Raw genomic sequence first — 25689 nt, 5'->3', positions numbered from 1 at the left:
CATTTTTCTTCACCTTCTTCTTTTCATTAAAAAAAAATGTGAGTTCGACGTAAGGATTCTAATATTTTAATCTCGCACAGATTTCACCGATTTCACGGATTGATATATCTATAAATTCAGTTAATTGTAAATTACTACACGGATTTCAGCAGTAAGCTGCTTGAATTTCACAGAATATGTAACAAAAGCGATTGTAAATCAATTTTATATATATATCGAACTGACGTTAAAAAAGTAAAGACTATGAAAAGAACTTTATACATATTACCACTCTTGCTATTTCCTTTGTTAGCAAGTGCGCAAACCAAACAATGGTCGCTTGCCGATTGTATCAACTACGCGGTGGCAAACAACATCACTGTGAAGAAAACAGAGCTCAATCAGCAGACCGCTGAAATCAACTACGCTCAGGCGAAAGACAACCGACTGCCTACGGTAAGTGGTTCGGCTTCAGCGAATCAGAATTACGGTTCGGCGATTAATCAGATTTCTAACGAAAGGGTATCGCGCCGTACTTTCTCCAATAACTTTGGGGTATCGGCTTCTGTGCCTTTGTATCAAGGCAACCGACTTACTCACCAAATAGACCGCACGCGCTTGGTGTTGGAACAGAACGAACTATACGTGCAAGAGGCTAAAAATAATATCACCTTGAGCGTATTGGAAGCCTACTTGCAAGCCCTGTACAGCTATGAAGGGATATCGGTAGCTAAGAACACCGCCTTATCATCGGCTGAGGAACTGAAGCAAGCACAGGGAAAGTTTGCTAATGGGTCTATCGCCAAACTGAACTTGGCTGAAATAGAAACGCGTCACGCTAATAATGAATACGCTATCATTCAGGCAGAAAACCAGTATGCTACTCGTGTACTTACCCTCAAGCAGCTACTTGAACTTCCTCCTAATGCCGACTTTGCTATTGCGCTCGACCTTCCCGCTGACGATGAAACGGCTATTATCCCCAACAAGGATGTGGTATTTGCTGAAGCCAAACAGCAGTTGCCGAACCTTAAAATCTACCAAACCCAACAGCAAATCGCCGAAAAAGACATCAAAATTGCTAAATCGGGGTACCTTCCCAGCCTAAGTCTGCAAGCGGGCTTGAACACGGGTTATTCTAACCTGAACGATTTGAGCTATCGCACCCAGTTGGACAGCAATTTTGGTCAGACGATAGGGGCGAGCTTGAATATTCCTATCTTTTCACAGTTTAAGAACAAGAACAATGTGAAACTCGCTAAGGTAACCCAACAGCAAGCGCATTTAGACGAGCAACAGGCTGAAAAAGACCTATATGCCAAAATAGAAACCGCTTGGCAGAACGCCACCACTCACCAAGCCCAGCAAGCTGCCTCACGCACGGCACGTGATAACGCCAAACTCGCTTATGACTTAGCCGTGAAGAAACACGAGTTCGGCGGACTCACGAATACGGAACTCCTCGTGAGTGAAAACGCTTACCTGAACGCTGAACAAACTTACTTGCAGAACAAGTATATGCAGGCGCTGTACGTGCAGTTGCTGAATTTTTATCAAGGAAATCTTGTGACATTACCTTAAACATCCCCCCGTCCCCCTTCAAAGGGGGAGACGCGATGGTTATCATACACGAAGAGTATATTTCTCAATGAGACAATGAGATAACTAAATATAGGAATCTTTTTTGAATTAAAAACATCCCCCCGACTCACTTACTCGGCAGTTGCCGACAACCCTTAAAAGGGGGAGATGCGATGGTCATCATACACGAATGTTATACACGAAGAGTATAATTCTCAATGAAACAATAAAATAACTATATAGAACAATATTCTATCACGTATATCCGTCGCTTTTGCGTCAATCATATTAAAATCAACTCATTTATGCCAAACAAAATTATACCATACAATCCTAATCTAAAAGATTTTGTAAAATATTTACGAACTCATAGTACACCCAGTGAAATAACACTTTGGAATCATATTAGAAAAAATATTTTAGGAGTAGAGTTTCATCGGCAAGTACCTATCTTGCAGTATATAGTTGATTTCTATTGTCACGAATTAGCTTTAGCAATTGAAGTAGACGGCAATATACACGATTATAACTTTTTGGAAGATGCTCAACGACAAGAAGCTATAGAAAAATATGGAGTAACATTTGTTCGTTTTTCAAATGAAGAAATAAACAATAATCTTTTTGGAGTGATTGCTACTTTAGAAAAAATTATTAGCACATTGAGAGAGGAAAGAATAGAGGAAGATTCTGATAACATCCCCCCAGCCCCCCTCAAGGGGGAGATGCGAAGGTCATTATACACGAAGAGTATAATTCTCAATGAGACAATAAAATAACTATGAGAAAATCTTTTTGAGTCACTTTTAGATTCTGTTTTTCCATTGCTTTTGCGTCACATCTCCCCCCTTGAGGGAAGTCAGCGAGCTGGCGTAGCTGAGTATGTGAGGGGGAATGTTTTAATACAACTTACTAAATTAAAAGAACTTATAATGAAAAAGAACATCAAGAAAATCATCATTATCGCTCTAATCGCCATAGTTTCTTATGGTGCTTACCACTTCTTTATGAAGGAAAAACCTGCTATGATCACCTTGCAAACCGATAAGGTTACCGAAGGCGATGTTACTACCGAAGTAACTGCTACGGGTAGCGTACAGCCGGTAGACGAGGTGGAAGTAGGTACCCAAGTATCGGGCTTGGTAAGCAAAATCTATGTGGATTACAACAGTCAGGTGAAAAAAGGACAGCTATTAGCTGAGCTCGACAAGACCAATCTACAAGAAATGGTAGTGAACGCAACGGCTAATTACAATTCGGCATTGAATGAGTTGAATTATTATCGCCAAAATTACGAGCGCCAACAGAAAATGTACAACGCTCAAGTGATTAGTCAGCAGGATTATGAGCAGGCGTTGTATCAGTTCAACAATGCGAAGACCAATGTAGCACAACGCCTTACCAGTCTGAATCAGGCGAAAACGAATTTAGGGTATGCCAATATCTATTCGCCTATTGATGGGATTATCCTCAGCAAAGAAGTAGAGGAAGGACAAACGGTAGCCGCCTCGATGAGTGCCCCTACGCTCTTCAAAATAGCGAAGGACATCAAGCGTATGCAGGTGGAAGTGAATGTTGATGAGGCCGATATAGGGCAGGTGAAAGTAGGGCAACGCGTGAGTTTTACGGTAGATGCCTACCCTCAAGAGGAATTTGCTGGCAAGGTAACCCAAGTGCGCCTATCGCCTACCACCAGCCAGAATGTAGTAACTTACACCGTGATTGTAGAAGCCGAGAACCCCGATGAGAAACTCAAACCTGGGCTTACCGCTACCATTGCGATTTATACTAACGAGCTCAAAGGCGTTACCATAGTACCTGCTAAAGCTATCAACTTCAGTCCAGACAGAGACCTATTACTACAATATTACGCCCAAAAAGGTATCCAAGCGCAAACTCCTAAAGTAGCCCCTTCCCGCGGTAAAAACAAACACGTGTGGGTAGTAAATCCTGACGGCAGTATCAGTCAGCAAGCGATTACTATAGGTAGTAACGACGGTATCAACGTGCAGGTAATCAGTGGGGTAACCGCAGGTACCGAGGTTGCCACTTCCCTCAGCAGTATGAACCCCCAAGTGCGCGAAAAGAAAGGTAATGACGACAGTAGCAGTCCGTTTATGCCCAAACGCCCACGCCGTGATAACTCTAAAGCTAAATAAATGAAAAAAGCAATCATCGACATACGCGATATGAAACGCGAGTTCAAGATGGGCAACGAAATAGTACACGCCCTGAAGGGTATCAACCTCAGCATTCACGAGGGCGAGTTCGTAACCATTATGGGACCCAGTGGGTCGGGTAAATCGACCTTGCTCAACATTCTGGGCTGCTTAGACCGACCTACTTCGGGCGACTACCTCTTGGACGGCATTTCGGTAAAAGATATGAGCAAGAACGAATTGGCAACGGTGCGCAATACCAAGATAGGATTCATCTTCCAGTCGTACAACCTCTTAGCGCGCACCTCAGCCATTGAGAACGTAGAGCTCCCCCTGATGTACAACCCCAAAATCTCGGCTAAAGAACGCCGCGAGCGCGCCATTGAAGCCCTGATAAGCGTAGGGCTCGAAAGCCGACTCAACCACTTACCCAGCGAGCTATCGGGCGGACAGCAGCAGCGGGTAGCCATTGCGCGTTCGTTAGTAAATCACCCCGTTATACTCCTTGCCGACGAGGCTACGGGTAACCTCGATACCAAAACCTCATACGAGGTAATGGAGCTTTTCCAACGCCTGAACGACCAAGGCAGCACCATAGGTTTTGTAACCCACGAGAACGATATTGCCCTCTTTAGCAAACGCACTGTAGTACTCAAGGATGGGCATATCATCAGTGATAAAGCGGTAGAGAACAGACTGAATGCCAAAGAAGAACTGGCACAATTACGAAATACGAATGACGAGTGACGGAGTGAGCCACACGAGCAGTCGTAGCACGACAGGCAAATGATAAAGTTTGAACGAACAAAAGACGAACAAAAGACGAAGGTAAGACGAAGGTAAGACGAAGAAAAGTTAGAAAAAATCAGTATCTTTACTCACCATTAGTGCGTTTCTTGTAGCTCGTGTCCAATTCGAAAAAACTAATTAAGAATATGATTAGAACAGATAAAATTGCTGAAGCAAATACGCTCCTTAAAAAGTTTCTTTGGCTTGATTTGTTTATTGTAAGTTTTGACGAGAGAGAAATAATACTATTTGGCACTATGGATTCATCTTTTGGGAAACAAGTAGAAATAATATTGATAGATGTTTGCTATATAGATATGCCTACTGTATGGAAATTGGATTTGACATCAGAAAATCCAATACTATTTACGGCTCAAAATGAAATGAATGAGATATCTATAAATAGATTTCTCGACAATAACAATGGTAAGGGAAATTTATTCACTTTTACTGCTGAAGGCTTTAATAATGAAACTAAGTATCATATTGTGGCAGATAGTTTTGAATTACATCTTTTGAGTTATGACAGTTATTTCACTTGGGAAACAAATATGTAGCACTTATTTTGATATGCAACCATTGTAAGAAAATAAAACAAGGATTGTAACAATTTTGCGAACCCTTGTAAGAAGATTTGCTCACTAAAAACAAGTGCCGTAATTTTGCATTGTAATATAAAAATAAAACCTTATAAAAGAATCATTCTAATTGTTAATCAGATTCATCAGACTTGTCGGACTGCTTTGACACCTAAGACCTAAACAATAATGAACATACAAAACCTTTTTAAAATAGCGTGGCGCGCCCTGCTGCTGAACAAAACAAGGGCTATGCTTACAATGCTGGGCATCATCATTGGCGTGGGCTCAGTAATTACAATGCTTGCCATTGGCGAGGGCTCTAAAAAGAGTATCAAAGAGAATATCTCTAAAATGGGTACCAATATGCTTAATATCCGTCCCGGTGCGGGTATGATGGGCGGTGTGCGTATGAGTATGAGCGATATGCAATCGCTCAAAATGACGGACTACGAAGCCCTGAAGAAAGAGGGTACACTGCTCAAATACGTATCGCCTGTGGTAAGTGGCAACGGACAGAGCATCGCAGGGGGCAACAACTGGCCTACCTCTATCTACGGCGTGAATACCGAATACCTGCCCATACGCGAGTGGGGCGTGGCGGAAGGTAGTATGTTTGGCGAAGATGAGATTACTAACTTCTCCAAAGTAGCTGTGATAGGGCAAACGGTAGCTAAGAACCTCTTCCCCAATGGTGAGAACCCTATTGGGCAGACCATACGCTTTAAAAACATTCCCTTTAAAGTGATAGGGATACTTACCAAAAAAGGCGAAAGCAATTTTGGGCAAGACCAAGACGATGTGATTATCGCTCCTTATACCACCGTGCAGAAGCGTATTTTGGCGCAAACGCACTTGCAGAGCATTGTGGCTTCGGTGATTGATGAAAACCAGTCGGACAATGCGGTGAACCAAGTGAAGAAGATTTTGGAGCGCACGCACAACTTAGGGGCTAATGATGCTAATGATTTTAATGTGTTTTCGCAACAAGAGCTGATAAGCACTTTTAGCTCGACCAGCGAAATGCTTACTGTGCTATTGGTAGCCATTGCCAGTATCTCGCTCATTGTAGGCGGGATAGGCATTATGAACATAATGTACGTGTCGGTAAAAGAGCGCACCAAAGAGATAGGCTTGCGTATGGCTATCGGGGCTAAGGGCAAGGACATCTTGGCGCAGTTCCTTATTGAGTCGGTGCTGATTAGTATTACGGGGGGCGTGTTGGGTGTCGTTATCGGCTTGTTGGCAACGGTAGTAGTATCGGTATTTATAGGCTGGCCAGTGAGTATCACCTTGTATTCTATTGTGATTTCGTTCTTAGTATGTACCATCACGGGGGTGTTCTTCGGTTGGTACCCTGCCCGCAAAGCTGCCGACTTAGAACCTATTAGTGCCCTCAGATATGAATAGTGCGAGCCGCACAGGCAATTATTTAGCAAGAATGAAATTGAAGTGTAATAATATTAATTTGAAATATGAGCATAACTTTACCTCCTTATACTACAGCCAAGAACCTAAAAGAATGTATCGCGGTTGTTAAAGAAGTATTAGACAGCAAAGCTATTACTGTTAGTGATCAGCAGTGGCAAGATGTTACTTTGGAAGTGATGAGTATTGCCTATGCCAAAGGGGGAGATTATTCACCCCAAACTATTAAGAGTTTTGCAGAATCTTACCTCTTACCTAAATTAAAATGAAGTATTTAACCCACATAGTTTCTTGGGCAGTGGTCTTTATAATGCCTGCCCTTATCTTTATTTCCGAAGGCAATCACCGCTTTCAGGAAGCACTGTACCGTTCGGTCACGGCACTGCCTTTCTTGATGTTGCTGTTCTACGCTTGTTACTATTGGCTGATTGATAAGCTATGGTTTAGGAAACAGCATATTGCCTTTGTGCTGAGTGTGGTGGGGCTTATTGTGTGTGTGTCGTACGCCAAATACGAGCTGTACCTTTTGTTCGACATTCACAAAGGCAAACACCGTCCGCCACCATTTCACGCTTTTATCTATTTTGATTTTCTTACCAACCTGCTGCCTGTGGTGTTTGCGGTAGCGATACGCTATGCCCAGCGCAGTTTTAGTTTGGAAATTGCCCAAAAAGAAGCCGAAGCTGCCAAACTACAAGCCGACTTAGAGCAGCTGAAATACCAACTGCAACCCCATTTTTTCTTCAATGCGCTGAACAACATCTATTCGCTTATAGAGTTTAACCCACAAAAAGCGCAACAGAGCGTACATAACCTCAGCAAGCTGATGCGCCATTTTATGCAGAAAGGCAATGAGAAGGAAATCACCCTTGCGGAGGAACTTGCTTTTCTGAACCAATACATTGAGCTGATGCAGTTGCGCCTTACCGATAAAACTGTGGTTGTGGTAGATTTCCCCAAAGAAATTTCCCCGTTAAAGGTTGCCCCTTTGCTGTTTATCAGCTTGGTGGAGAATGCTTTTAAGTACGGTGTTTCGGCTACCGAAGCCACTACCCTTAGCTTTAGGCTGCACACTGAGGGCAATACTATTATTTTCCGCAGTGAAAATACGCTTATTGCTGCCCAAGAACACTTATACCGTTCGGGCATTGGGATTGACAATTTGAAGAAGCGTTTGGCGTTGCTATACCCTGAGCGACATAAGTACGTAATAGAAGAGCGAGAGGGGAAATATATCGCACAATTAACAATTGACAATTGACAAAAAGGCTGTTCAAATAGAGATTTTTTACTATAATGATAGGCATTTATTATTATCAGCATTTTTGGTATTGGCTTCTATTATTCTAAAATTTAAAAAATCTATTAGTATAATAATTCTTCTTTGCAAAAAAGCCTTATCTTTGCACCGTAGAATTTTTAAAATAACAGTTATGAGTTTAAATACTTTAGGGCTTGATAAAGCCAAATTAGAAAAAGAAGTGAGCTTGCTAAATGTGTTACTTGCTAATTATCAAACATATTACCAAAACTTGCGCGGTGTACACTGGAATGTAAAAGGAAAACGTTTCTTTGAACTACACGTGAAATTCGAAGAGCTTTATAACACCGCACAAGAACAAGTCGATGAAATAGCTGAACGCATTCTTACCCTTGGTGGCGTACCTTTCCACACCCTCGAAAGCTATGTAAAACACGCTTCTGTACCTGTGGGGGAAAACATCTTCGATGACGATAAAACTGTACGTTTGATCATTGATACCATTAGCGCTCTATTACCTTTGGAGAGAGAATTGTTAGATTTTTCAGATGAAATAAATGATGAAGGAACTAACTCTCTTATGAGTGATTTCATCACTGGGCAAGAGAAAACCGTTTGGATGCTTAAAGCTTACCTTAACGAGGTGATTTAATATTGAATTTTTGATTAAATGGGAAAGAGGAATTGAGTATATTTCAGTCAGTTCCTCTTTCTTTTTGGCTAATTCATAATTATTCTCTATCTTTGCACAACTCTTTAACTTATAACTCATAACTAATGAAAAATCTAATTACATCTATTTTATTAATTGCAACTACTACCCTTACCGCTCAACATAAAACTCCTACCGATTGGGAACTCGCTGGACTAAAAGGTAAGGTGAAAACCCAGCGCAATATCCCTTATGAGGTCATTCCTCAAGGAAAATCTTTTGTGAAAGGCAATATTGACCGCGATTTGGATACCGTTGCCAAAATTGCTAACCTTGATAACCTCCAAAAGGATTTCAATTCCAAGGGATATCTCCACCAAATGCGATTTTTCTTTAACAACGGCGACCTGTACAGCCGTATGGAGTACTTTTACAATCCACAAGGGCAACTCTTTGAAACCCGCTACAATTCCGATAAAACGCTCTATGCCTATAACCCTCAAGGCTACCTGATTAAAGATGCTACCTATTCCCCAGGAGGCTTCCTCAAAACGCATTATAACTATCAGGTAGATGCCAATGGCAAAGTAACCAAAGAGGAAACTTTCCACGCCAATCAGTTGGAGTCATCAGCAGTCTATACGTATGACAAACAAGGGAATGCCGTAGAAACCCGCTATTACGATGCCGATGGCAACCTCTTCCAACGTGTAGAAAGCAAATACAACAAACAGAATCTTGTAGTGAGCAGTCGTGTTTTTGACAAAGAAGGCAAATTGGTAAGCACTGCTACTAAAAAATATAATGCTCAAGGTGATTGCATCAAGCTACAAGCTGAAACGAAATTACCTAAAAAACAAAAGAATGTAGCGACCTATACGTATGTATACGACCCTCAAGGCAATTGGACGTCTAAAACAACTTTCATTAACGGCGAAGCACGCCAGATTGTAGAACGCACCTTTACGTATTATGAATAAACCTCACTTTTTCGGCGTACGACACCTCTCTCCCTCGGCAGCTTACCATTTGATTGCGTTCTTAGAGACCCATAAACCTAAGTGTATCCTTATAGAAGGTCCCGCCGATGCCACTCCGCTGATGCCTCAACTCGCTCAGAAAGGGGTGAAACCGCCTGTGGCAATGTTGGGCTACACCACCGAGTTGCCTATCGAGACGGTGCTCTATCCGTTTGCCTCCTATGCTCCCGAATACCAAGCGATTTGCTGGGGAGTAAAGAAGAAAGCAACCCTGCGTTTCATCGACTTGCCTTCAGAAAATATGCTGAAACTACGCCAAGACCAACGCACTGAGGAAGAAGCCGAAAAAGCAAAAGAATTTTACCACTATCACAATACTCTCTACAAGCAAATAGCTGAAGAAGGAGGTGAAACCGATTACGAAGATTATTGGGAACGCCACTTTGAACACAATCTGAACAACGAGGCTTTTGCGCCTGTACTGGCTTTACAATCGGGTGAAATGCGCCAAATGGTGATAGATAGAGAATACCAAGAAGCACCCTTTGACTTCTCCTATAACCTCATTCGTGAGGCCTATATGAAGCGCGAGATAGAGAAGGCTTGTACCGAATTTAAACCTCAAGAAATTGTAGTAATTGTAGGAGCGTATCACTTAACAGGTATACAAAGTGCGCTCCCCGCAATGTCGGATAGCGAACTAAAGCAACTCCCCAAAACTACCTCCCAACTCACCCTGATGCCTTATTCGTATCTGCGCCTCAGCAGTCGTACGGGCTACGGAGCGGGCAATAACGCACCTTACTACTTTGAACTGATGTGGCAGGCAATGCAGGAGGATAGAATGGATGAACTCTCTGCGATCTATCTTACCAAAATAGCGAAAATCTTGCGCCAGCAAGGACAAAACGCTTCCTCCGCCAGTGTGATTGAGGCAGTGCGTTTGGCTAATACGCTTTCAGCGATGAAAGGCGGTACCTACCCCGTCCTTTCTGATTTGCACGATGCGGTCATCACTTGCTTTGGTGGTGGCGACCTCGCTACAGTAGCCGAAGCGATTAACAAGGTGGATATAGGCACGGCTATTGGAGCGTTGCCCGAAGGAGTGAGTCAGACCCCTGTGCAGGAGGATATGAACCAAGAACTGAAACGCCTCAAACTCATCAATTACAAATCGGTAGTAGCGCAAGACCTCACCCTCGACCTGCGCGAGAATCTCAAAGTAAAAACCAAAGAAGCTGCTTTCATCGACCTGAATCGCTCTACTTTCCTACACCGTTTGCAGGTGCTTGGCATTCACTTTGCCACCGAACAACGCATCGCACAAGATAAAGCTTCGTGGGCTGAAAAATGGGTATTACAGTGGACTCCTGAAGTGGAAATAGAAATTGTGGAAGCGAACCTCAAAGGCGAAACCCTCGAAATAGCTACCGCCTTTGTGCTCAAAGAACAACTCAATGAATCCACCGACCTGTCAATAGTAGCTAAAATCATTCGTCAGGCTTGCGAGTGTCAGCTCACGCATATCTTCAGTAATGCGCTCAGTACCCTGCAACGCCTCTTGGTGGATAGTAACAGTTTTGCCGAAACAGCTTTTGCAGCGCACGAACTCTCCACGCTCATACAGTACGGCGACCTGCGTCAGTTCAACCTCGAACCGCTAAAGCCTATCTTGCAACAACTTTTTTTGCGAGCTTCCTTATTGTTGATAGACGCTTCCTCTTGCGACGACAAAGCGTCCAAACCTATTGTAGAAGCGATCAATACGATGGAACTCATCGCCGATCAGCAATACGAATTGGTGGATACCGAAACGTGGCAAAAAGAACTCACCCACCTCGCGTGGCGCGATGATGTGAACACCAAACTCTCAGGCGTGGCTTTTGCTATTTTGTTAGAACACAATTTAGCTACTGAAGAAGAATGTGCTCGCGAAGTGTCGCGCCGCCTTTCAGCAGGTGTCCCCGCCGATTTGGGAGCCTCGTGGTTTGAAGGATTTTCAGGAAGAAATAGATATGCGCTTCTCTCGCGCACTGTGATATGGCAGGAGTTGGATAACTACGTACGCCAGTTAGATGAAGAACAGTTTATGCGCTCGGTAGTATTCTTGCGCCGTGCCTTTGCCGATTTTGAACCCAACCAGAAGAACAGCATTGCTGAGCTTTTGGGCGACCTTTGGGGTACAGGCAAAGAAGCCACCGCTGAACTCCTCCAAGAAGCCCTCACCGAAGAAGAAAATACCAAATTAGACGAACTCAACGACTTTGATTTTGACTTCTGATTTTTAGTAAATAGAAATTAGAAGATAGAAATTAGAAAAAAAGTATTACCTTTGCAGTCGTTATCAATAAAATTAGTTTATGAAAAAACGTACCATACTCAACCTACTCCTTATCCTTTTTGTAATCTCTTTCTTTGTAACTCCTTTAGGATATGAAAGTAAGATATTACTACAACGCATTTTTGCTGGCTCAGTAGAGATAATTCCAGCAGACAAAGCTCGCAAGATAGACTTCGATTGGCAACTGAAAGACCGCAATAACGTGCAGTTTAACTACTCGCAAACCGAAGGAAAGAAGCCTTCGTTTGTTTACTTCTTTTCGTCTTGGCGAGAAATCAGCGTAGCTGACCTTTATGCAGTAGAGAAACTCTACGACGCCTATAAGGATAAAGTAGATTTTTACATCATCACCAATGAGCTTCCCACTCCAGTAGATGAGATGATGCAAAAGCGTAACTTTCATTTCAAAGTGACTTATCTCATTATTGAAGCACCTAAGAAACCATTTGACCCTGAAAAGATTCCTGCGGGCTATATAGTAGATAAAAACGGCTATGTGCGGGCTCAGAAAGACGGTATTGCGCGATGGAATAGTGATGCAGTACATCAGTTGTTGGACAGTCTGACACAGTAGCTCAACTATAAGAGAACCCTATCTCTCAAACAGAAATAATTATAAAGATAGTATTTTAGATTGGATTTAAAGTACTATCTTTGCACGCTTATTAATTGTTAAGCGTTAATTGTTAATTGATAAAGATGGCTAAATATACAGAAGAAGAACTTAAAGAAGAGTTAGAAAACAGCGAGTACAAATACGGTTTTTACACTGATATAGAATCAGAAACCTTTCCCAAAGGTCTTAATGAAGAGGTGGTAATCGCACTTTCTAAAAAGAAAAACGAGCCCCAATGGATGACTGACTGGCGCTTGGAGGCTTTCCGTGCGTGGCAACAAATGGACGTTCCTCCGCATTGGGCGAACCTTAAGTTTGAAACACCCGACTTTCAAGATATTGCCTACTATTCGGCTCCTAAACAGAAACCTAAGCTCAACAGCCTTGACGAGGTAGACCCACAACTCTTGGATACATTCCAAAAACTAGGAATCTCTCTTGAAGAACAAAAGCGACTTGCAGGAGTAGAAGACAAAAAACCTGCCGTAGCAATGGATGTGGTAATGGACTCGGTGTCAGTAGCGACTACTTTCCAAAAGACGTTAGCTGAGCGAGGTATTATCTTCTGCTCAATCTCAGAAGCAATTCAAAAACACCCCGATTTGGTGCGTAAGTACCTCGGTACGGTTGTCCCTAAAACCGATAATTTCTACGCCGCATTGAACTCGGCTGTTTTCTCCGATGGCTCTTTTTGCTATGTGCCTAAAGGCGTGCGCTGCCCTATGGAACTCTCTACTTATTTCCGTATCAATCAGGCGGGAACAGGGCAGTTTGAGCGTACCCTCCTCATTGTAGATGAAGGGGCTTATGTGTCATATCTCGAAGGTTGTACCGCACCTCGTCGTGACGAAAACCAACTGCACGCTGCTGTGGTCGAACTCATCGCAATGGACAATGGCGAAATCAAATACTCTACCGTTCAAAACTGGTTTCCTGGTGATAAAGAGGGTAAAGGCGGTGTATATAACTTTGTAACCAAGCGTGCTTTGGCTGAGAAAAATGCCAAAATATCGTGGACACAAGTAGAAACAGGCTCTGCTATTACTTGGAAATACCCTTCAGTAGTGCTCAAAGGTGATAACTCCATAGGCGAATTTTACTCTATTGCGGTTACTAACCACTTTCAGCAAGCCGATACGGGTACTAAGATGATACACTTAGGCAATAACACCAAATCTACAATTATCTCTAAAGGTATTTCGGCAGGAAAATCACAAAACAGCTATCGTGGATTGGTGAAAGTAGTACCTAATGCTAAAAATGCACGCAATTTCTCTCAATGCGACTCCCTATTGATGGGCAACCTCTGTGGAGCGCATACGTTTCCTTATATAGAAGCTAAAAATCCTACTGCTCAAATAGAACACGAAGCTACTACCTCTAAGATTGGTGAAGACCAGATTTTCTACTGCAATCAGCGGGGTATTGATACCGAGAAAGCGATTTCACTCATCGTAAATGGCTTTGGCAAGGAAGTACTTAACAAGCTCCCTATGGAGTTCGCTGTTGAAGCTCAAAAACTCTTAGAGATTTCGTTAGAAGGCAGTGTTGGCTAATGACGAATTACGATTTATGAATGACGATGGTATACTAAAAATTGCTCTTGCTTCATAAAATATTAATCATTAAACATTAAAAATATGATTCTTGCCCCTTCATTATTAGCTGCTGATTTTGGCAACCTGCAACAAGCCGTTGAAATGGTCAATGCCAGCAAAGCTGATTGGTTTCATATCGACATTATGGACGGTGTTTTTGTGCCTAATATCTCCTATGGAATGCCTGTGCTCTCGGTTATCCAAAAGCACGCTACCAAGCCTCTCGATGTTCACTTGATGATCATCGACCCCGACCGCTATATCAGCACTTTTGCCAAGCTGGGTAGCGATATTCTCACCGTGCACTATGAGGCTTGTACCCACTTGCACCGCACGGTACAAGCTATCAAAGCCGAAGGTATGAAAGCGGGGGTTGCTCTCAATCCGCATACGCCCGTGAGCGTGCTGGAAGATATCATTCAGGATGTGGATGTAGTGCTCATTATGAGTGTGAACCCTGGGTTCGGCGGACAGTCGTTTATTGAAAATACCTATAAGAAAGTGCGTCAAGCTAAAACCTTGATTCAGCAAACACAATCCTCTGCCTTAATAGAAGTAGATGGTGGTGTGAGTTTAAAAAATGCTAAAGCACTTGTAGAAGCAGGTGCTGATGCCTTAGTAGCGGGTAGTTTTATCTTCAATGCTACTAATCCTATTCAAACGATTGCAGAATTGAAAAGAACAGTATTATAAAAATACTTGTTTTATTTTACAAAATAGGCTATCAAGAAAGAAATATATCTTTTTTGATAGCCTATTGTATTATTTCTTTTTAGAGGTGGCTTTTTTAGGTTTAGGCTCTTTCTCGGTGAGGAGGGCAAGAGCTTGTTCTTTGGTGAAAGCTGCTATATTGGTGTCTTTAGGGAGTTCTACTTTGGTTTTACCTTTGAGGAGGGTAAAGCGCCCCCAGCGGGCTTTCTCTATACGGATAGCTCCTTCATCCCATTCTTTTACTACCTTTTCTGATTCTTTTTTGAGTTTATCTTCGATAAGTTCTTCTACATCTTGCTGGGTAAGACGGTCGAAATTGTACTTTTTGGTCACATTTACATAAGTATTGTTCCACTTAATAAAGGGTCCAAAACGACCTACACCTTTGGTTACTTCCACACCTTGATAGGTAGCGATAGGAGCATCGGCTTTTTTCTTTTCGCCGATGAGTTGCTTAGCGCGCTCGAGAGTTACACTGAACACATCTTCACCTTTATCAAGTGATATAAAAGAATCGCCGTAACGCACATAGGGTCCGAAACGCCCTACATTCACTTCTACATTCTTACCATCGACAATGCCTAACTGGCGTGGGAGCTCAAAGAGCTTGAGGGCTTCTTCGAAAGTAATTGTTTCAATAGACATACCTGCCAACAGGCTGGCATAGATTGGCTTTTCGGTATCGTCGGGATTCCCTATTTGTGCCATTGCTCCATAACGACCCAAGCGTACGCTTAAAGGGCGACCGCTCTTAGGGTCGGTACCGAGCACGCGTTCACCTGTTTCACGCCCTGTATGCTTTTCGACATTCTCTACCACAGGGTGGAAATGCTTGTAGAAATCACTGAGCATTGTCGTCCAATTTTCATTGCCTTCCGCTATTTCATCGAAGCTATTTTCTACTTTGGCAGTGAAATTATAATCCATTATGGTATCAAAATGGGCGACGAGGAAATCGTTTACTACACTGCCTATATCGGTGGGGATGAGCTTGCCTTTATCAGCACCTATGCGTTCGTTGAGCGTTTGTGTTTTGATAGTATTGCCTGCAAGTGTGAGTTGCTGATATGGGCGCACTTCGCCTTCTAAAGCGCTACGCTCTACATATCCGCGATTTTGAATGGTGGAAATGGTAGGGGCATAGGTAGATGGGCGACCGATACCGAGTTCTTCTAACTTTTTTACCAGCGAAGCCTCAGTATAACGAGGCAATGGACGTGTGAAGCGCTGGGTTGCGGTAATATGGCGATGGGTGAGAGCTTCACCTTTTTTAAGGTTAGGGAGCATTCCTTCTTGTTCTTCTTCCTCATCGTCGGTGCTTTCTAAATAGACTTTTAAAAAGCCGTCGAACTGCACCATTTCGCCATTGGCTACGAAGAATTCTTTGTGTTTATCGGCTTCTATTTTCACGGTGGTGCGCTCTATTTGGGCATCAGTCATTTGGGAAGCTATAGTACGTTTCCAAATCAGTTCGTAGAGCTTGTTTTGGTCGGGTTCAGCAGAGATAGCGGTGCGGCTCATATCGGTGGGGCGAATGGCTTCGTGGGCTTCTTGAGCGCCTTTGCTTTTAGTAGCGAAGTTGCGCACTTGGCTGTACTGAGTTCCGAAGAGTTGCACTATGGCGTTTTTGGCGGTATTGAGGGCTTCTTGTGAAAGATTCACGCTATCGGTACGCATATAGGTGATAAAACCAGATTCGTAGAGGCGTTGGGCGACCGTCATTGTTTTGCTTACGGAGAAATGCAGTTTGCGTGCTGCTTCTTGCTGGAGAGTGGAAGTAGTGAAAGGTGGCGCAGGCATCTTTTTGGCTGGTTTGGTTTCTAATGACTGCACCTTGAAATGTGCTCCAATATTCTGTTGCAAGAAGGCTTCGGCTTGTGCTTGAGTGTCGAAATTCTTGGGTAGAGAGGCTTTTACTGTTTTACCTTCAGCGGTGATAAACTCGGCAGTAATACGGTAAGAGGATTGCGTTTTGAAGTCTTGTATTTCGCGTTCGCGTTCTACGATAAGACGCACTGCTACCGATTGCACACGACCTGCTGAGAGTCCGCTTTTAATTTTTTTCCAGAGTACGGGGGAGAGTTCATAGCCCACGAGACGGTCGAGGACACGGCGTGCTTGTTGGGCGTTCACCAGATTATAATCGATACCGCGGGGGTTTTTGATAGCGTTTTCGATGGCTGATTTGGTAATGGAGTTAAAGACGATGCGTTTGGTATTTTCCTTTTTGAGTTTGAGGGTTTCGGAAAGGTGAAAAGCAATCGCTTCTCCTTCGCGGTCTTCATCGGAAGCGAGCCATACGACTTCGGCTTTAGAAGTGAGCGCTTTGAGTTCTTTTACGAGATTTTTTTTATCGTTAGAGATGAGGTAATTTGGTTTAAAACCGTGCTGGATATCGACGCCCAGTTCATTGGAGGGCAAATCGACGATATGCCCATAACTGGACACTACTTTGTAGTCCTTACCTAAGAACTTTTCAATGGTTTTAGCCTTGGCAGGCGACTCTACAATCACTACATTCTTAGCCATACGCTTGTTTGTTTTTTGAGTTATCGGGTGCAAAAGTACAAAATAATTAATAATTAGCAATTAATAATTGACAATTAACCACGGCGTTCGCATTTAATATTAGGTAGCAAACTGCCTATTTAATTCTCGCACGGATTTCACGGATTACGCGGATTTTGACACGGATATTTCTTTAATTGATAAGCGTGATACGCACCGATAGGCAGTTGCTACTGCTTTATTTCACGGAATAGAGGATAAAAAGTTATAAGGTAAAGTCAATAATGCCAATAATACTGATAATGGCAATAATACCAAATATTGAAGGTAAAAGATAAAAGGTAAAAGGTAAGAATGGTGCGAGGTGGCTGTAAGGGGGAGATTGGTTGAAGGTGTTTGGACGAGTCGGACGAGTCGGACATTTCAGACTTGTTGGGAAAACTATGGAAAAACTCTGAGTTTTCAAAGAGGGTTGGGAAAGAGACAAAAAAGCTAAGGAACTATCGGAAGATTTCGGAGAGTAACGGAAGGGATTTTTTAGGTAAAAGATAAAAGGTAAAAGGTAAAATGGGTATGTGGAGCTTATACAAAGCTTATAGGATGCTTATACGAATCTTGGACGATTGTTATACAAAGGGTGTATAAATAATTGATTCATACCATAATACAATAATGTCAATAATACTAAAAACAGGGTTTCGAGGCGAAAGAAAGAGAAGAGGCAATAGGCATTAGACCATAGGTATTAGGGGGATATGCGATGGGGAACGAATGGCGAGGGGCGAATGACGAGCGAAACCTCCCCCTAGCCCCCTCAGAGAGGGGGAACTGTGGGAACGGAAAAGGGGAATAAATGACGAGTGGCGAGTGACGAATGACGAATGAAACCTCCCCTTAGCCCCCTCAGAGAGGGGAACTGTAGTGAGGGTAAGGCGGAGGTGTAATAGGGGGAAATGGAGGTTGGGTTGTGGTTGTTTTTAGTAGGAATAAGAAGAAAAGCGTTTGTATAATTGGCTATAAATGAATATTAAAGAAAGAATAGAGAAAGATTTCGTAAAAATATTTGATAAAAAACTTGCGTGTGTTAAAAAAGTGTTATACTTTTGCGACATTGAAAACGACCTAATTTAGTTAACCAAAATTTTTCTTTGTTATATGAACAGACGTATTTATTGTTTGTTACTACTTGCGCTCATCTTCTGTGCACAAGTAGGTAGGGCTCAAATAAAGGTAACCGGTACGGTTACTGATGAGCAAAAAAGTCCGTTACCAGGGGTGAGTGTACTGGTGAAAGGTACTACACACGGCGTAGCAACGGACTTTGATGGAAAGTACAGCATTGATGCACCTAATAATGCTGTATTGGAGTTTAGTTCAGTAGGTTACGAAACACAGACTAAGAAAGTAGCCGTAAATGGGGGGGGTAAATCCCTTACAATCAACACTTTACTAAAACCTCAAGTACAAGAGTTGGGCGATGTGGTGGTGGTGGGTTATACCACATCTACTAAAAGATCTCTTGTTTCTGCAGTATCTTCTGTTAAGACAGAGGAGTTAAAAGAAATTCCTGTAACTAATATCACGCAAGGATTGGCAGGGCGTTCACCAGGGTTGATAGTGAAAGGCTCGGCTGGGCTTGACAACCGCAGTACGATTTCTATTCGCGGGGGAGGTACGCCATTGGTAGTAATTGATGGCATTATACGCGATTACGACGATTTTGTAAATCTGCTTCCCGAGGACATCGCGTCTATTTCGGTATTGAAAGACGCTTCGGCGACAGCGGTGTATGGAGCGCGTGCTGCTAATGGTATTTTGCAAGTGACCACTATGCGTGGTAAAGAGGGGGTTACTACCATTGAGTACAATCACTCTGTAACCATTTCACAGCCTTCGTTTCTTCCTAAACGCTTAGATGCCTATCAGTGGGCGGTGCAAAACAATATCGCTAAACAAAACGACAATTTGCCCATCACCTATACCGATGACAAATTGCAAAAGATTTTAGATGGTAGCGACCAGCTGAATTACCCCAATACCGATTGGCAAAAACTTATCTTAAAAGAATTTGCACAGCAATATCGGCACAATTTGCAAATAACAGGAGGTAAAGAACACAACAAGTATTTGGCTTCGTTAGGTTATTTGCATAAGGGTTCACTCTACCGCAGTGGTACGCACCATATGGAGACGATTAACTTCCGTGTGAACCAAGAGTTCGACATACCCGGTACGGGACTTTCAGGTAATACCTCTATCGACGGTTATTTAAAAGAAAACGAACACCCTTATTCATCGACTGCAAGTGGCTATTACCAAGTGTTTAGCCATACTTTGGTAAACCACAATCCGCTGACTCCTGCGGTGAATAAATACGGACTTCCTTATGTAAACACTACCGATAACCCTGTAGCCGAGACTTCGAGAGATGCAGGGTATTCACGCCAAAACTACAAACATATTAACGGACAGATAGGTTTGCAATGGGCATTGCCTTGGGTAAGCGGTTTGAAAGTGAGAGGTAACTTCAACTATCGTTATATGAGCTCAGAAGATAAGTCTTGGCGTAAAGATGCTAAACAGTACGACTGGGATAGCACTACGCCCGCAGCTGTAGCTAAACCGCAACTCAACAAATCGGTTGGCAATGCATATACGTATACTTATCAAGCTTTTGCTGAGTACGTTAAGGATTTTAACAAGCACGGCATTTCAGCACTTGCGGGTTATGAAGCCTCTTATGGTTTTAACAATAACCTATGGCATCAGCGAATTAACTACAATTTTCCTATCGACCAATTTAATCCAGGACCAAAAGAAGGTATGGACGGAGGCGGTGGTGAAAGCGAAAACGGTAGAGCTGGTGTTGTGGGACAACTGAAATACAATTATGCCAAACGCTATTTTGTAGAGGGTAGTATGCGCCACGATGCGTCAGACCTCTTTCCTAAGGACAGGCGTTGGGGTACCTTCTTCTCAGGTTCATTCGGCTGGATACTCTCGGATGAAGTGTTTATGAAAACGCTTAAAGAGCGCCATATTTTCGACTTGCTTAAACTACGCGGTTCTTATGGAGAAGTGGGTTTGGACAGTGGTGTAGGGCGTTTTGCTTATTTGCCCTCTTATAACCTGAATAATACAAGTTATGTGATTGACGGCAAGTTTTATCAAGGTTTTTCGGAAGGCGATATTCCTTCGTCCGATATTACGTGGTATACCACCAAACAAACCGACATAGGTTTTGATTTTGAGTCGCTCAGCAATCGCTTGTACGGTTCGTTTGACTACTTTTTCTACAAAACTACTGGTTATCTTACCGCACCAGACCCATTGGAAGTAGGGTATACCGCCCCTCTTGGAAAGTCGTTACCTAAAGTACTCTCTAACAAAGAACACCGCCGTGCGGGTTACGAAGTGCAATTGGGTTGGAAAGACAACATAGGCGAACTGAAATACAGTGTTTCGGTGAACACTACTTTCTTTGACCAATTATGGGCTAATAACCCTGATGAGAGCTTAGAAAACCGTAAAAACCCGTATTTACGCACCACTCAACAAGTAGGTTACTACGGTACAGGTTATCGCACCTTGGGGTATTACCAAGACGCTAACGATGTGTACAACAATCCTAAGCGCGTGAACTCACATCACTTAACAGGAGGAGACATCAAATACGAAGACTTCAACGGAGACGGTAAGATTGATGGAGCTGATTTTGCACGTATCGGTAAAAACGGTTTCCCACGAGCTAACTATGGAATCAATTTAGGAGTGAGCTATAAAGCTTTTTCGTTTAATGTGCTTTTACAAGGGGCTACACGTTTTGATATTTATTTAGGTAGTAGTATTTTGGGACAAAGTGCCAATGCGGGTACTACACCTTTCTACGAGTTCCAATTGGATTACTGGCGCCCCGACAATACAGGAGCTAAGTTTCCACGATTAGTATCCTCGCATTCAGTAAACGGCAATAATAACGTGGCAAGTAGTGACCATTGGCTCATCAATGGGGCTTATTTGCGATTGAAAGACTTTTCAATTTCTTATGATTTGAAGAAAGCCGCTTTGAAGGACTACAAGTGGATATACGCTATGAAGCTTACCCTTAGCGGACAAAATGTATTTACTATTTCGGAAGCCACTAAGTACGGTATGGATCCTGAAATAGTGAACAGTGATTTCTTTGGATATCCTAATGAGCGAATGTTTTCATTAGGTTTAAATGTCGCACTATAAAAACAAGAGTATATGAAAAAATATATCGAATATATCAGTATAGCGGTAGTTCTAACAGGGCTCACTGCTTGTAATGAACTTGATACCAAACCATTTGAGAGTTATGACGACGAGACGGTTTGGGGCAGTAAAGAGTCGGCTGAGTCGTTTGTAATCAACTCTTATAACGGCACTATTACCAACTTTACGGGTTATGCTTATTCAGAAAGTATTACGCCTAATGGTATCCACAGCGATTTAAACAACTTAGATGCGTTTCCTGTGGAGCGATTTGATAGATTTACAGGTTCGGCACAAGGGCTTGATGACTTTTTTGCCAACTTGCGCGAGTGCAATATGATTATAGAGAAAGCTCCTACTGAGGCGTTAAAAGCCGAAGGTTATTTGCTAAGAGGGGTATTATTTTTCCACCAAACACGCTGGCAAGGACGTTTTGTACCCATTTTAAGGGTGCTCAACACCAAAGACAAAGAGGCTTTTAGGACACTCTACACCAAAAATCCTACCGAGAGCTACAAATATGTAATGGACGATTTGACCAAAGCCACCCAAGGAATGCCAGAGACTTCGGCACCAGGGAGAGCCAACAAGTACGCAGCTCACGCTTTTAGAAGTCGTGCTGCCTTGCAAGCCTACGCTTATACCAAAGACGCTCATTATTTAGATATCGCTATTGAATCGGCAAAAGCAGTGATTAACTCAGGCAAATACGCCCTTACTTCGGCAGAAAACTTCGGCAATATGTTTGTAGAGGCGGGCAAGTATGACAAGGAGATTATCTTAGCTCATTATCGCTTGAGCCTCAATACAACGGTAGGTAATTTTAACGAGATGATAAGAGTTGTACCGAATATCAACAATAACGAAGTAAAATTTGTAGGCGGTAAAGAATTTACGGATGCCAAAGGACGTTCGTTTGAAGGTTGGGCAAGTTACTTCCCTACACAAGATTTAATAGACCAATATTTGGTGGTAGACCAAGCAGACCACACGGCTAAACCTTGGTATGAGACTTCACAGTTCCTCAACAATGTGGAAAACGGAGATATTTCATCGCTTACTGAAGGCGCTCTAAACACCGTGCGCCACAATGTGCCTGAGGCAGCCGATTTAGGTACTAACGCCAAAGGGAATATCATCACCCGTTACGGGAAGATAAAAAGTGGGGCTACTGAGACTAACATCAGCAACCTAATGTATCAGCACCGCGATGCTCGTTTCTATCAAACCGTTGTGTACGACCAAAGCACTTGGTTGAAAGAAGAGGTGGAAACCAATATTTGCGGTAACTTATGGGCAGGCGTGCGCGAAGGGCAATCGGACTCTTGGTATACTACCGCTTCGGGGTACTACTGGCGCAAAGCTGTGGTGCAAGTTGAACCCCGCGTGTACGTAAGCAATAATACAGATTACCATTTTGTAATAGCGCGATTGGGTGAAATGTATATGAACTTGGCAGAAGCCTATTTGCTAAAAGGTGATGTGGCACAAGCGGTTACCGCTCTTAACAGAACACGCGTAACCCACGGAAACTTACCCGCTTCGACAGCAGCCACCTTAGCCGATGCTTGGAAAGATTACATACGCGAACGCCGTGTGGAAATGGCTTACGAAGGTGACCTATACTGGAGTTTCTTGCGCTGGGGACAATACGGAGGCGATGCTAATGACGGAGCTGCAGCAGGAGCAGTGATAAACGCACTTAACACCCCTGTGCACAAGATACAAATCACCAAAGACCGCAAGCAGTTTATGGTAGCCCAAATTACCCGCAACGGGGCGTGGGAACGCACTTTTACTACTAAACGCTACTTGATGCCTATCCCACAAGGTACTTTAGACCAGCGCTCGGCAAGTGGTATAAACGACACACAAAACCCAGGTTGGTAATAACTTAAAAACGAAAAAAAATGAAAAGATATATATTATATGCACTTTTTGCTATCTTAGCGATAGGCTTTAACAGTTGTTTGAAAAGCAATTTGGAAGAGTTGCCTGCCTTTGAAGAAAATGATGTTACCAATGTAGACAGAGTGGAATATCGGTTTATCAGCGATGAAATATCGAAGGCAAGTAACCAAAAGATTGTGAAATTCATCAATTTAACAGTGAACAAGAAGGAGATTAACAAGACCGATAAAACTGTAAAAATAGAAGTAACAGTACCTGCTGCTAATAGCGATTTCCCGACTGTGGAAAGAGATAAAGTAAGCAAAGCTAATCTCACTGTTATTCTATCGGTTTCCACCGCTGCTCGTGTATTCCCGATAGGCGATGCACCGCGATTGGGTACCCCAGGAGACTGGACAAACCCACATAAATACAAGATTGAGGCAGCTAATGGCAATACCGCTGAGTGGACAGTAGAAGTAACAAGTGTTACTAAATAGTCGCAGCACGAGTCGTAGCACGAGTCGTAGCACGACGAGCAGTAATATTACGATAAACAGAGAAGATGAGGGGAAGGCGAGAGTAAATTGAAGCCTTCCCCTAATTCATTTACTCGGCAATTGCCAATAACCCTCAAAGGGGGAATTAGTGATGGAAAAGGGGAATAAATGACGAGAGACGAGTGACGAAGGAAACCTCCCCCTGACCCCCTCAGAGAGGGGGAACTGTAGAGACGCAAAGGCATAAGAGACCTCCCCCTATTCACATACTCTGCTCTCGCAGACTTCCTCCAAAGGGGGAACTGTAGCGACGGAAAGGCGAAGGCAATGTGTTTAATAGATTGATTGTAGCGTACCTTGTTGGTGAATAGATAAAGAGGAAAATTAGCTAACGAGTAAATAATTTTTTGTATTTTGCTTTCTAATTCAAATAAAAGTTGTACTTTTGCCGAACTTTAATGAAAATTATATATGGCAACTTACAAAAAGAACAACAACCGACCTAATAGACACACAGATACCGAACACTTAGACGAAGCTCAAGAAGCTCGTTTACACAAAGAAAGTACTACTGCTGAGGTGTTTGATGCCCTTGATGCAGGAGCTACTCGTACCGAAGATTGGGTAAAGCGCAATCAGAGAATTATTATTGGCTCTCTCATAGCCATAGCTGTGATAGGCTTAGGATACCTACTCTATCAACAATTTGTGAAAGCTCCTAAGGAAAAGAGTGCAGCTAATGAGCTTTTCTTTGCGCAACAGTTCTTTGATGAAGCGATGGAAGCTACTGATGCTAAAGCGCAAGATTCTCTGTTTAGAGTAGCAATCAACGGAGGAAAAGGGAAGTATGGTTTTAAGCAGATAATAGAGAACTATAGCGGTACCAAAGCGGCTAATCTTGCTGAATACGGTATGGGTATGGCTTATATGCGTTTGCGTGACTATAACAACGCGATAAACCACTTGAAAGAATTTAGTTCGGATGATGCTATTTTTGGAGCTTTGGCTTATGGAAACATAGGTGATGCTTACCTTCAACAAAAAAATAACGCTGAGGCACTGAAATATTACATCAAAGCCTTTGAACATAGCAAGAACGATTTTGTAACTCCACTATATCTCAAAAAGGCAGGTATTGTAGCTTCTATGCAAGGGAAGAAAGACGATGCGCTAAAATATTACGAGCGCATTAAAGATGAATATCCTACCTCAGAAGAAGCGCGTACTATTGATATCTTTATAGGGAGAATATCTCAATAATTAACAAGGTAATTAGGTAAAAGGTAACAGGAAAAACTTACGCTTAACTGTTACCTTTTACCTTTTCTTTTTAAGTAAAATAATGGCAACAGAAAATAAGAACTTATCTCAATACGATAAAAATGTAATCCCAAATGCGAAGACTCTTCGCTTTGGGATTATTACTTCAGAGTGGAATCAGCAAGTAACTTACGGAATGCGTAACGGAGCAATTGAAACCCTTAAAGACTGTGGGGCTCTGGAAGAAAATATTCTTCGGTGGGAAGTGCCAGGGAGCTTTGAACTGGTGCACGGTGCTAAACGAATGCTCGACACTGAGCAGGTAGATGCTATTATTGTGATAGGCTGTGTGATACAAGGAGAAACCAAACATTTTGACTTTGTGTGCCAAGGGGTAACCCAAGGCATTGCACAGCTGAATGCGATACAAAGTAACGTGCCTGTGATCTTCTGCGTTCTCACTGATAACAATCTTCAGCAATCACTTGACCGCAGTGGAGGCAAGTTAGGTAACAAGGGGGTAGAAGCGGCTATTACTGCGATAAAAATGGCAGTGTTAGGGGAAAAGTAATAGCTAAACGGTAAACGGTAAGAGGTAAACTTGGAATAATTTTTGCAATACAAA

At 42.7% G+C, this 25689-nt stretch carries 20 protein-coding genes; 19 read left to right on the top strand and 1 reads right to left on the bottom strand.

Annotated elements, in window-relative coordinates:
- Window positions 1-243: 243 nt before the first annotated feature.
- From RCZ04_RS00860 to rpe, 14 genes are all read left to right on the top strand, one after another.
- Window positions 244-1560, top strand: a complete 1317-nt coding sequence (locus RCZ04_RS00860) for a TolC family protein (RefSeq protein ID WP_460484035.1) — start codon at window positions 244-246, stop codon at window positions 1558-1560.
- A 305-nt stretch (window positions 1561-1865) separates the two neighbouring features.
- Entirely contained in the window at window positions 1866-2336 is a 471-nt protein-coding gene (locus RCZ04_RS00855; protein WP_460484034.1) for an endonuclease domain-containing protein, read from the top strand.
- A gap of 153 nt (window positions 2337-2489) precedes the next feature.
- Window positions 2490-3716 (top strand): efflux RND transporter periplasmic adaptor subunit, encoded by a 1227-nt coding sequence (locus RCZ04_RS00850; protein WP_460484033.1) that lies wholly within the window; start codon window positions 2490-2492, stop codon window positions 3714-3716.
- Window positions 3717-4463, top strand: coding sequence for an ABC transporter ATP-binding protein (locus tag RCZ04_RS00845; RefSeq protein WP_460484032.1), 747 nt, complete (start codon window positions 3717-3719; stop codon window positions 4461-4463).
- A gap of 188 nt (window positions 4464-4651) precedes the next feature.
- Complete coding sequence (locus RCZ04_RS00840) at window positions 4652-5062, top strand: hypothetical protein (RefSeq protein WP_460484031.1); 411 nt, start codon at window positions 4652-4654, stop codon at window positions 5060-5062.
- Between the two features lie 210 nt (window positions 5063-5272).
- Window positions 5273-6493 (top strand): ABC transporter permease, encoded by a 1221-nt coding sequence (locus RCZ04_RS00835; protein WP_460484030.1) that lies wholly within the window; start codon window positions 5273-5275, stop codon window positions 6491-6493.
- A gap of 65 nt (window positions 6494-6558) precedes the next feature.
- Complete coding sequence (locus RCZ04_RS00830; RefSeq protein WP_460484029.1) at window positions 6559-6780, top strand: succinylglutamate-semialdehyde dehydrogenase; 222 nt, start codon at window positions 6559-6561, stop codon at window positions 6778-6780.
- Window positions 6777-7772 (top strand): sensor histidine kinase, encoded by a 996-nt coding sequence (locus tag RCZ04_RS00825; RefSeq protein ID WP_460484028.1) that lies wholly within the window; start codon window positions 6777-6779, stop codon window positions 7770-7772. The genes RCZ04_RS00830 and RCZ04_RS00825 overlap by 4 nt, the downstream gene beginning before the upstream one ends.
- Before the next feature lie 172 nt (window positions 7773-7944).
- Complete coding sequence (locus tag RCZ04_RS00820; RefSeq protein ID WP_460484027.1) at window positions 7945-8424, top strand: Dps family protein; 480 nt, start codon at window positions 7945-7947, stop codon at window positions 8422-8424.
- Window positions 8425-8549: 125 nt separating this feature from the next.
- The gene (locus tag RCZ04_RS00815; RefSeq protein WP_460484026.1) at window positions 8550-9404 is read left to right on the top strand and encodes a hypothetical protein; all 855 of its coding nucleotides are present in this window, start codon (window positions 8550-8552) and stop codon (window positions 9402-9404) included.
- Complete coding sequence (locus RCZ04_RS00810; RefSeq protein ID WP_460484025.1) at window positions 9397-11685, top strand: DUF5682 family protein; 2289 nt, start codon at window positions 9397-9399, stop codon at window positions 11683-11685. Before RCZ04_RS00815 ends, RCZ04_RS00810 begins: the two co-directional genes overlap by 8 nt.
- A gap of 79 nt (window positions 11686-11764) precedes the next feature.
- Window positions 11765-12319 carry a TlpA family protein disulfide reductase gene (locus tag RCZ04_RS00805; protein ID WP_460484024.1) on the top strand — a complete coding sequence of 185 codons (555 nt, stop codon included), beginning with the start codon at window positions 11765-11767 and terminating at the stop codon, window positions 12317-12319.
- A 125-nt stretch (window positions 12320-12444) separates the two neighbouring features.
- Window positions 12445-13917 (top strand): Fe-S cluster assembly protein SufB, encoded by a 1473-nt coding sequence (gene sufB / locus RCZ04_RS00800; RefSeq protein ID WP_460484023.1) that lies wholly within the window; start codon window positions 12445-12447, stop codon window positions 13915-13917.
- A gap of 84 nt (window positions 13918-14001) precedes the next feature.
- Window positions 14002-14652, top strand: a complete 651-nt coding sequence (gene rpe / locus RCZ04_RS00795; RefSeq protein WP_460484022.1) for a ribulose-phosphate 3-epimerase — start codon at window positions 14002-14004, stop codon at window positions 14650-14652.
- Window positions 14653-14721: 69 nt separating this feature from the next.
- Here the strand turns inward: rpe and topA are convergent, their stop codons facing one another.
- Window positions 14722-17199: a type I DNA topoisomerase gene (gene topA / locus RCZ04_RS00790; protein ID WP_460484021.1), complete on the bottom strand. Its 2478-nt coding sequence runs from the start codon at window positions 17197-17199 to the stop codon at window positions 14722-14724.
- Between the two features lie 1134 nt (window positions 17200-18333).
- Here topA and RCZ04_RS00785 point away from each other — a divergent pair.
- The 5 genes from RCZ04_RS00785 to ribH all read left to right on the top strand — a co-directional run bounded on the left by RCZ04_RS00785 (window position 18334) and on the right by ribH (window position 25635).
- Window positions 18334-21414, top strand: coding sequence for a SusC/RagA family TonB-linked outer membrane protein (locus RCZ04_RS00785; protein ID WP_460484020.1), 3081 nt, complete (start codon window positions 18334-18336; stop codon window positions 21412-21414).
- Window positions 21415-21426: 12 nt separating this feature from the next.
- Window positions 21427-23304 carry a RagB/SusD family nutrient uptake outer membrane protein gene (locus RCZ04_RS00780; RefSeq protein ID WP_460484019.1) on the top strand — a complete coding sequence of 626 codons (1878 nt, stop codon included), beginning with the start codon at window positions 21427-21429 and terminating at the stop codon, window positions 23302-23304.
- Window positions 23305-23324: 20 nt separating this feature from the next.
- On the top strand, window positions 23325-23804 hold the full coding sequence (locus tag RCZ04_RS00775; protein WP_460484018.1) for a DUF5018-related domain-containing protein: 480 nt from the start codon (window positions 23325-23327) through the stop codon (window positions 23802-23804).
- A gap of 471 nt (window positions 23805-24275) precedes the next feature.
- Window positions 24276-25064 carry a tetratricopeptide repeat protein gene (locus tag RCZ04_RS00770; RefSeq protein ID WP_460484017.1) on the top strand — a complete coding sequence of 263 codons (789 nt, stop codon included), beginning with the start codon at window positions 24276-24278 and terminating at the stop codon, window positions 25062-25064.
- An 82-nt stretch (window positions 25065-25146) separates the two neighbouring features.
- The gene (gene ribH, locus RCZ04_RS00765) at window positions 25147-25635 is read left to right on the top strand and encodes a 6,7-dimethyl-8-ribityllumazine synthase (RefSeq protein ID WP_460484016.1); all 489 of its coding nucleotides are present in this window, start codon (window positions 25147-25149) and stop codon (window positions 25633-25635) included.
- Window positions 25636-25689: the final 54 nt, after the last annotated feature.

This window comes from Capnocytophaga sp. HP1101, from assembly GCF_054772415.1.
The sequence above is the reverse complement of the archived record's forward strand: the minus strand, read 5'-3'. Positions and strand labels throughout refer to the sequence as shown.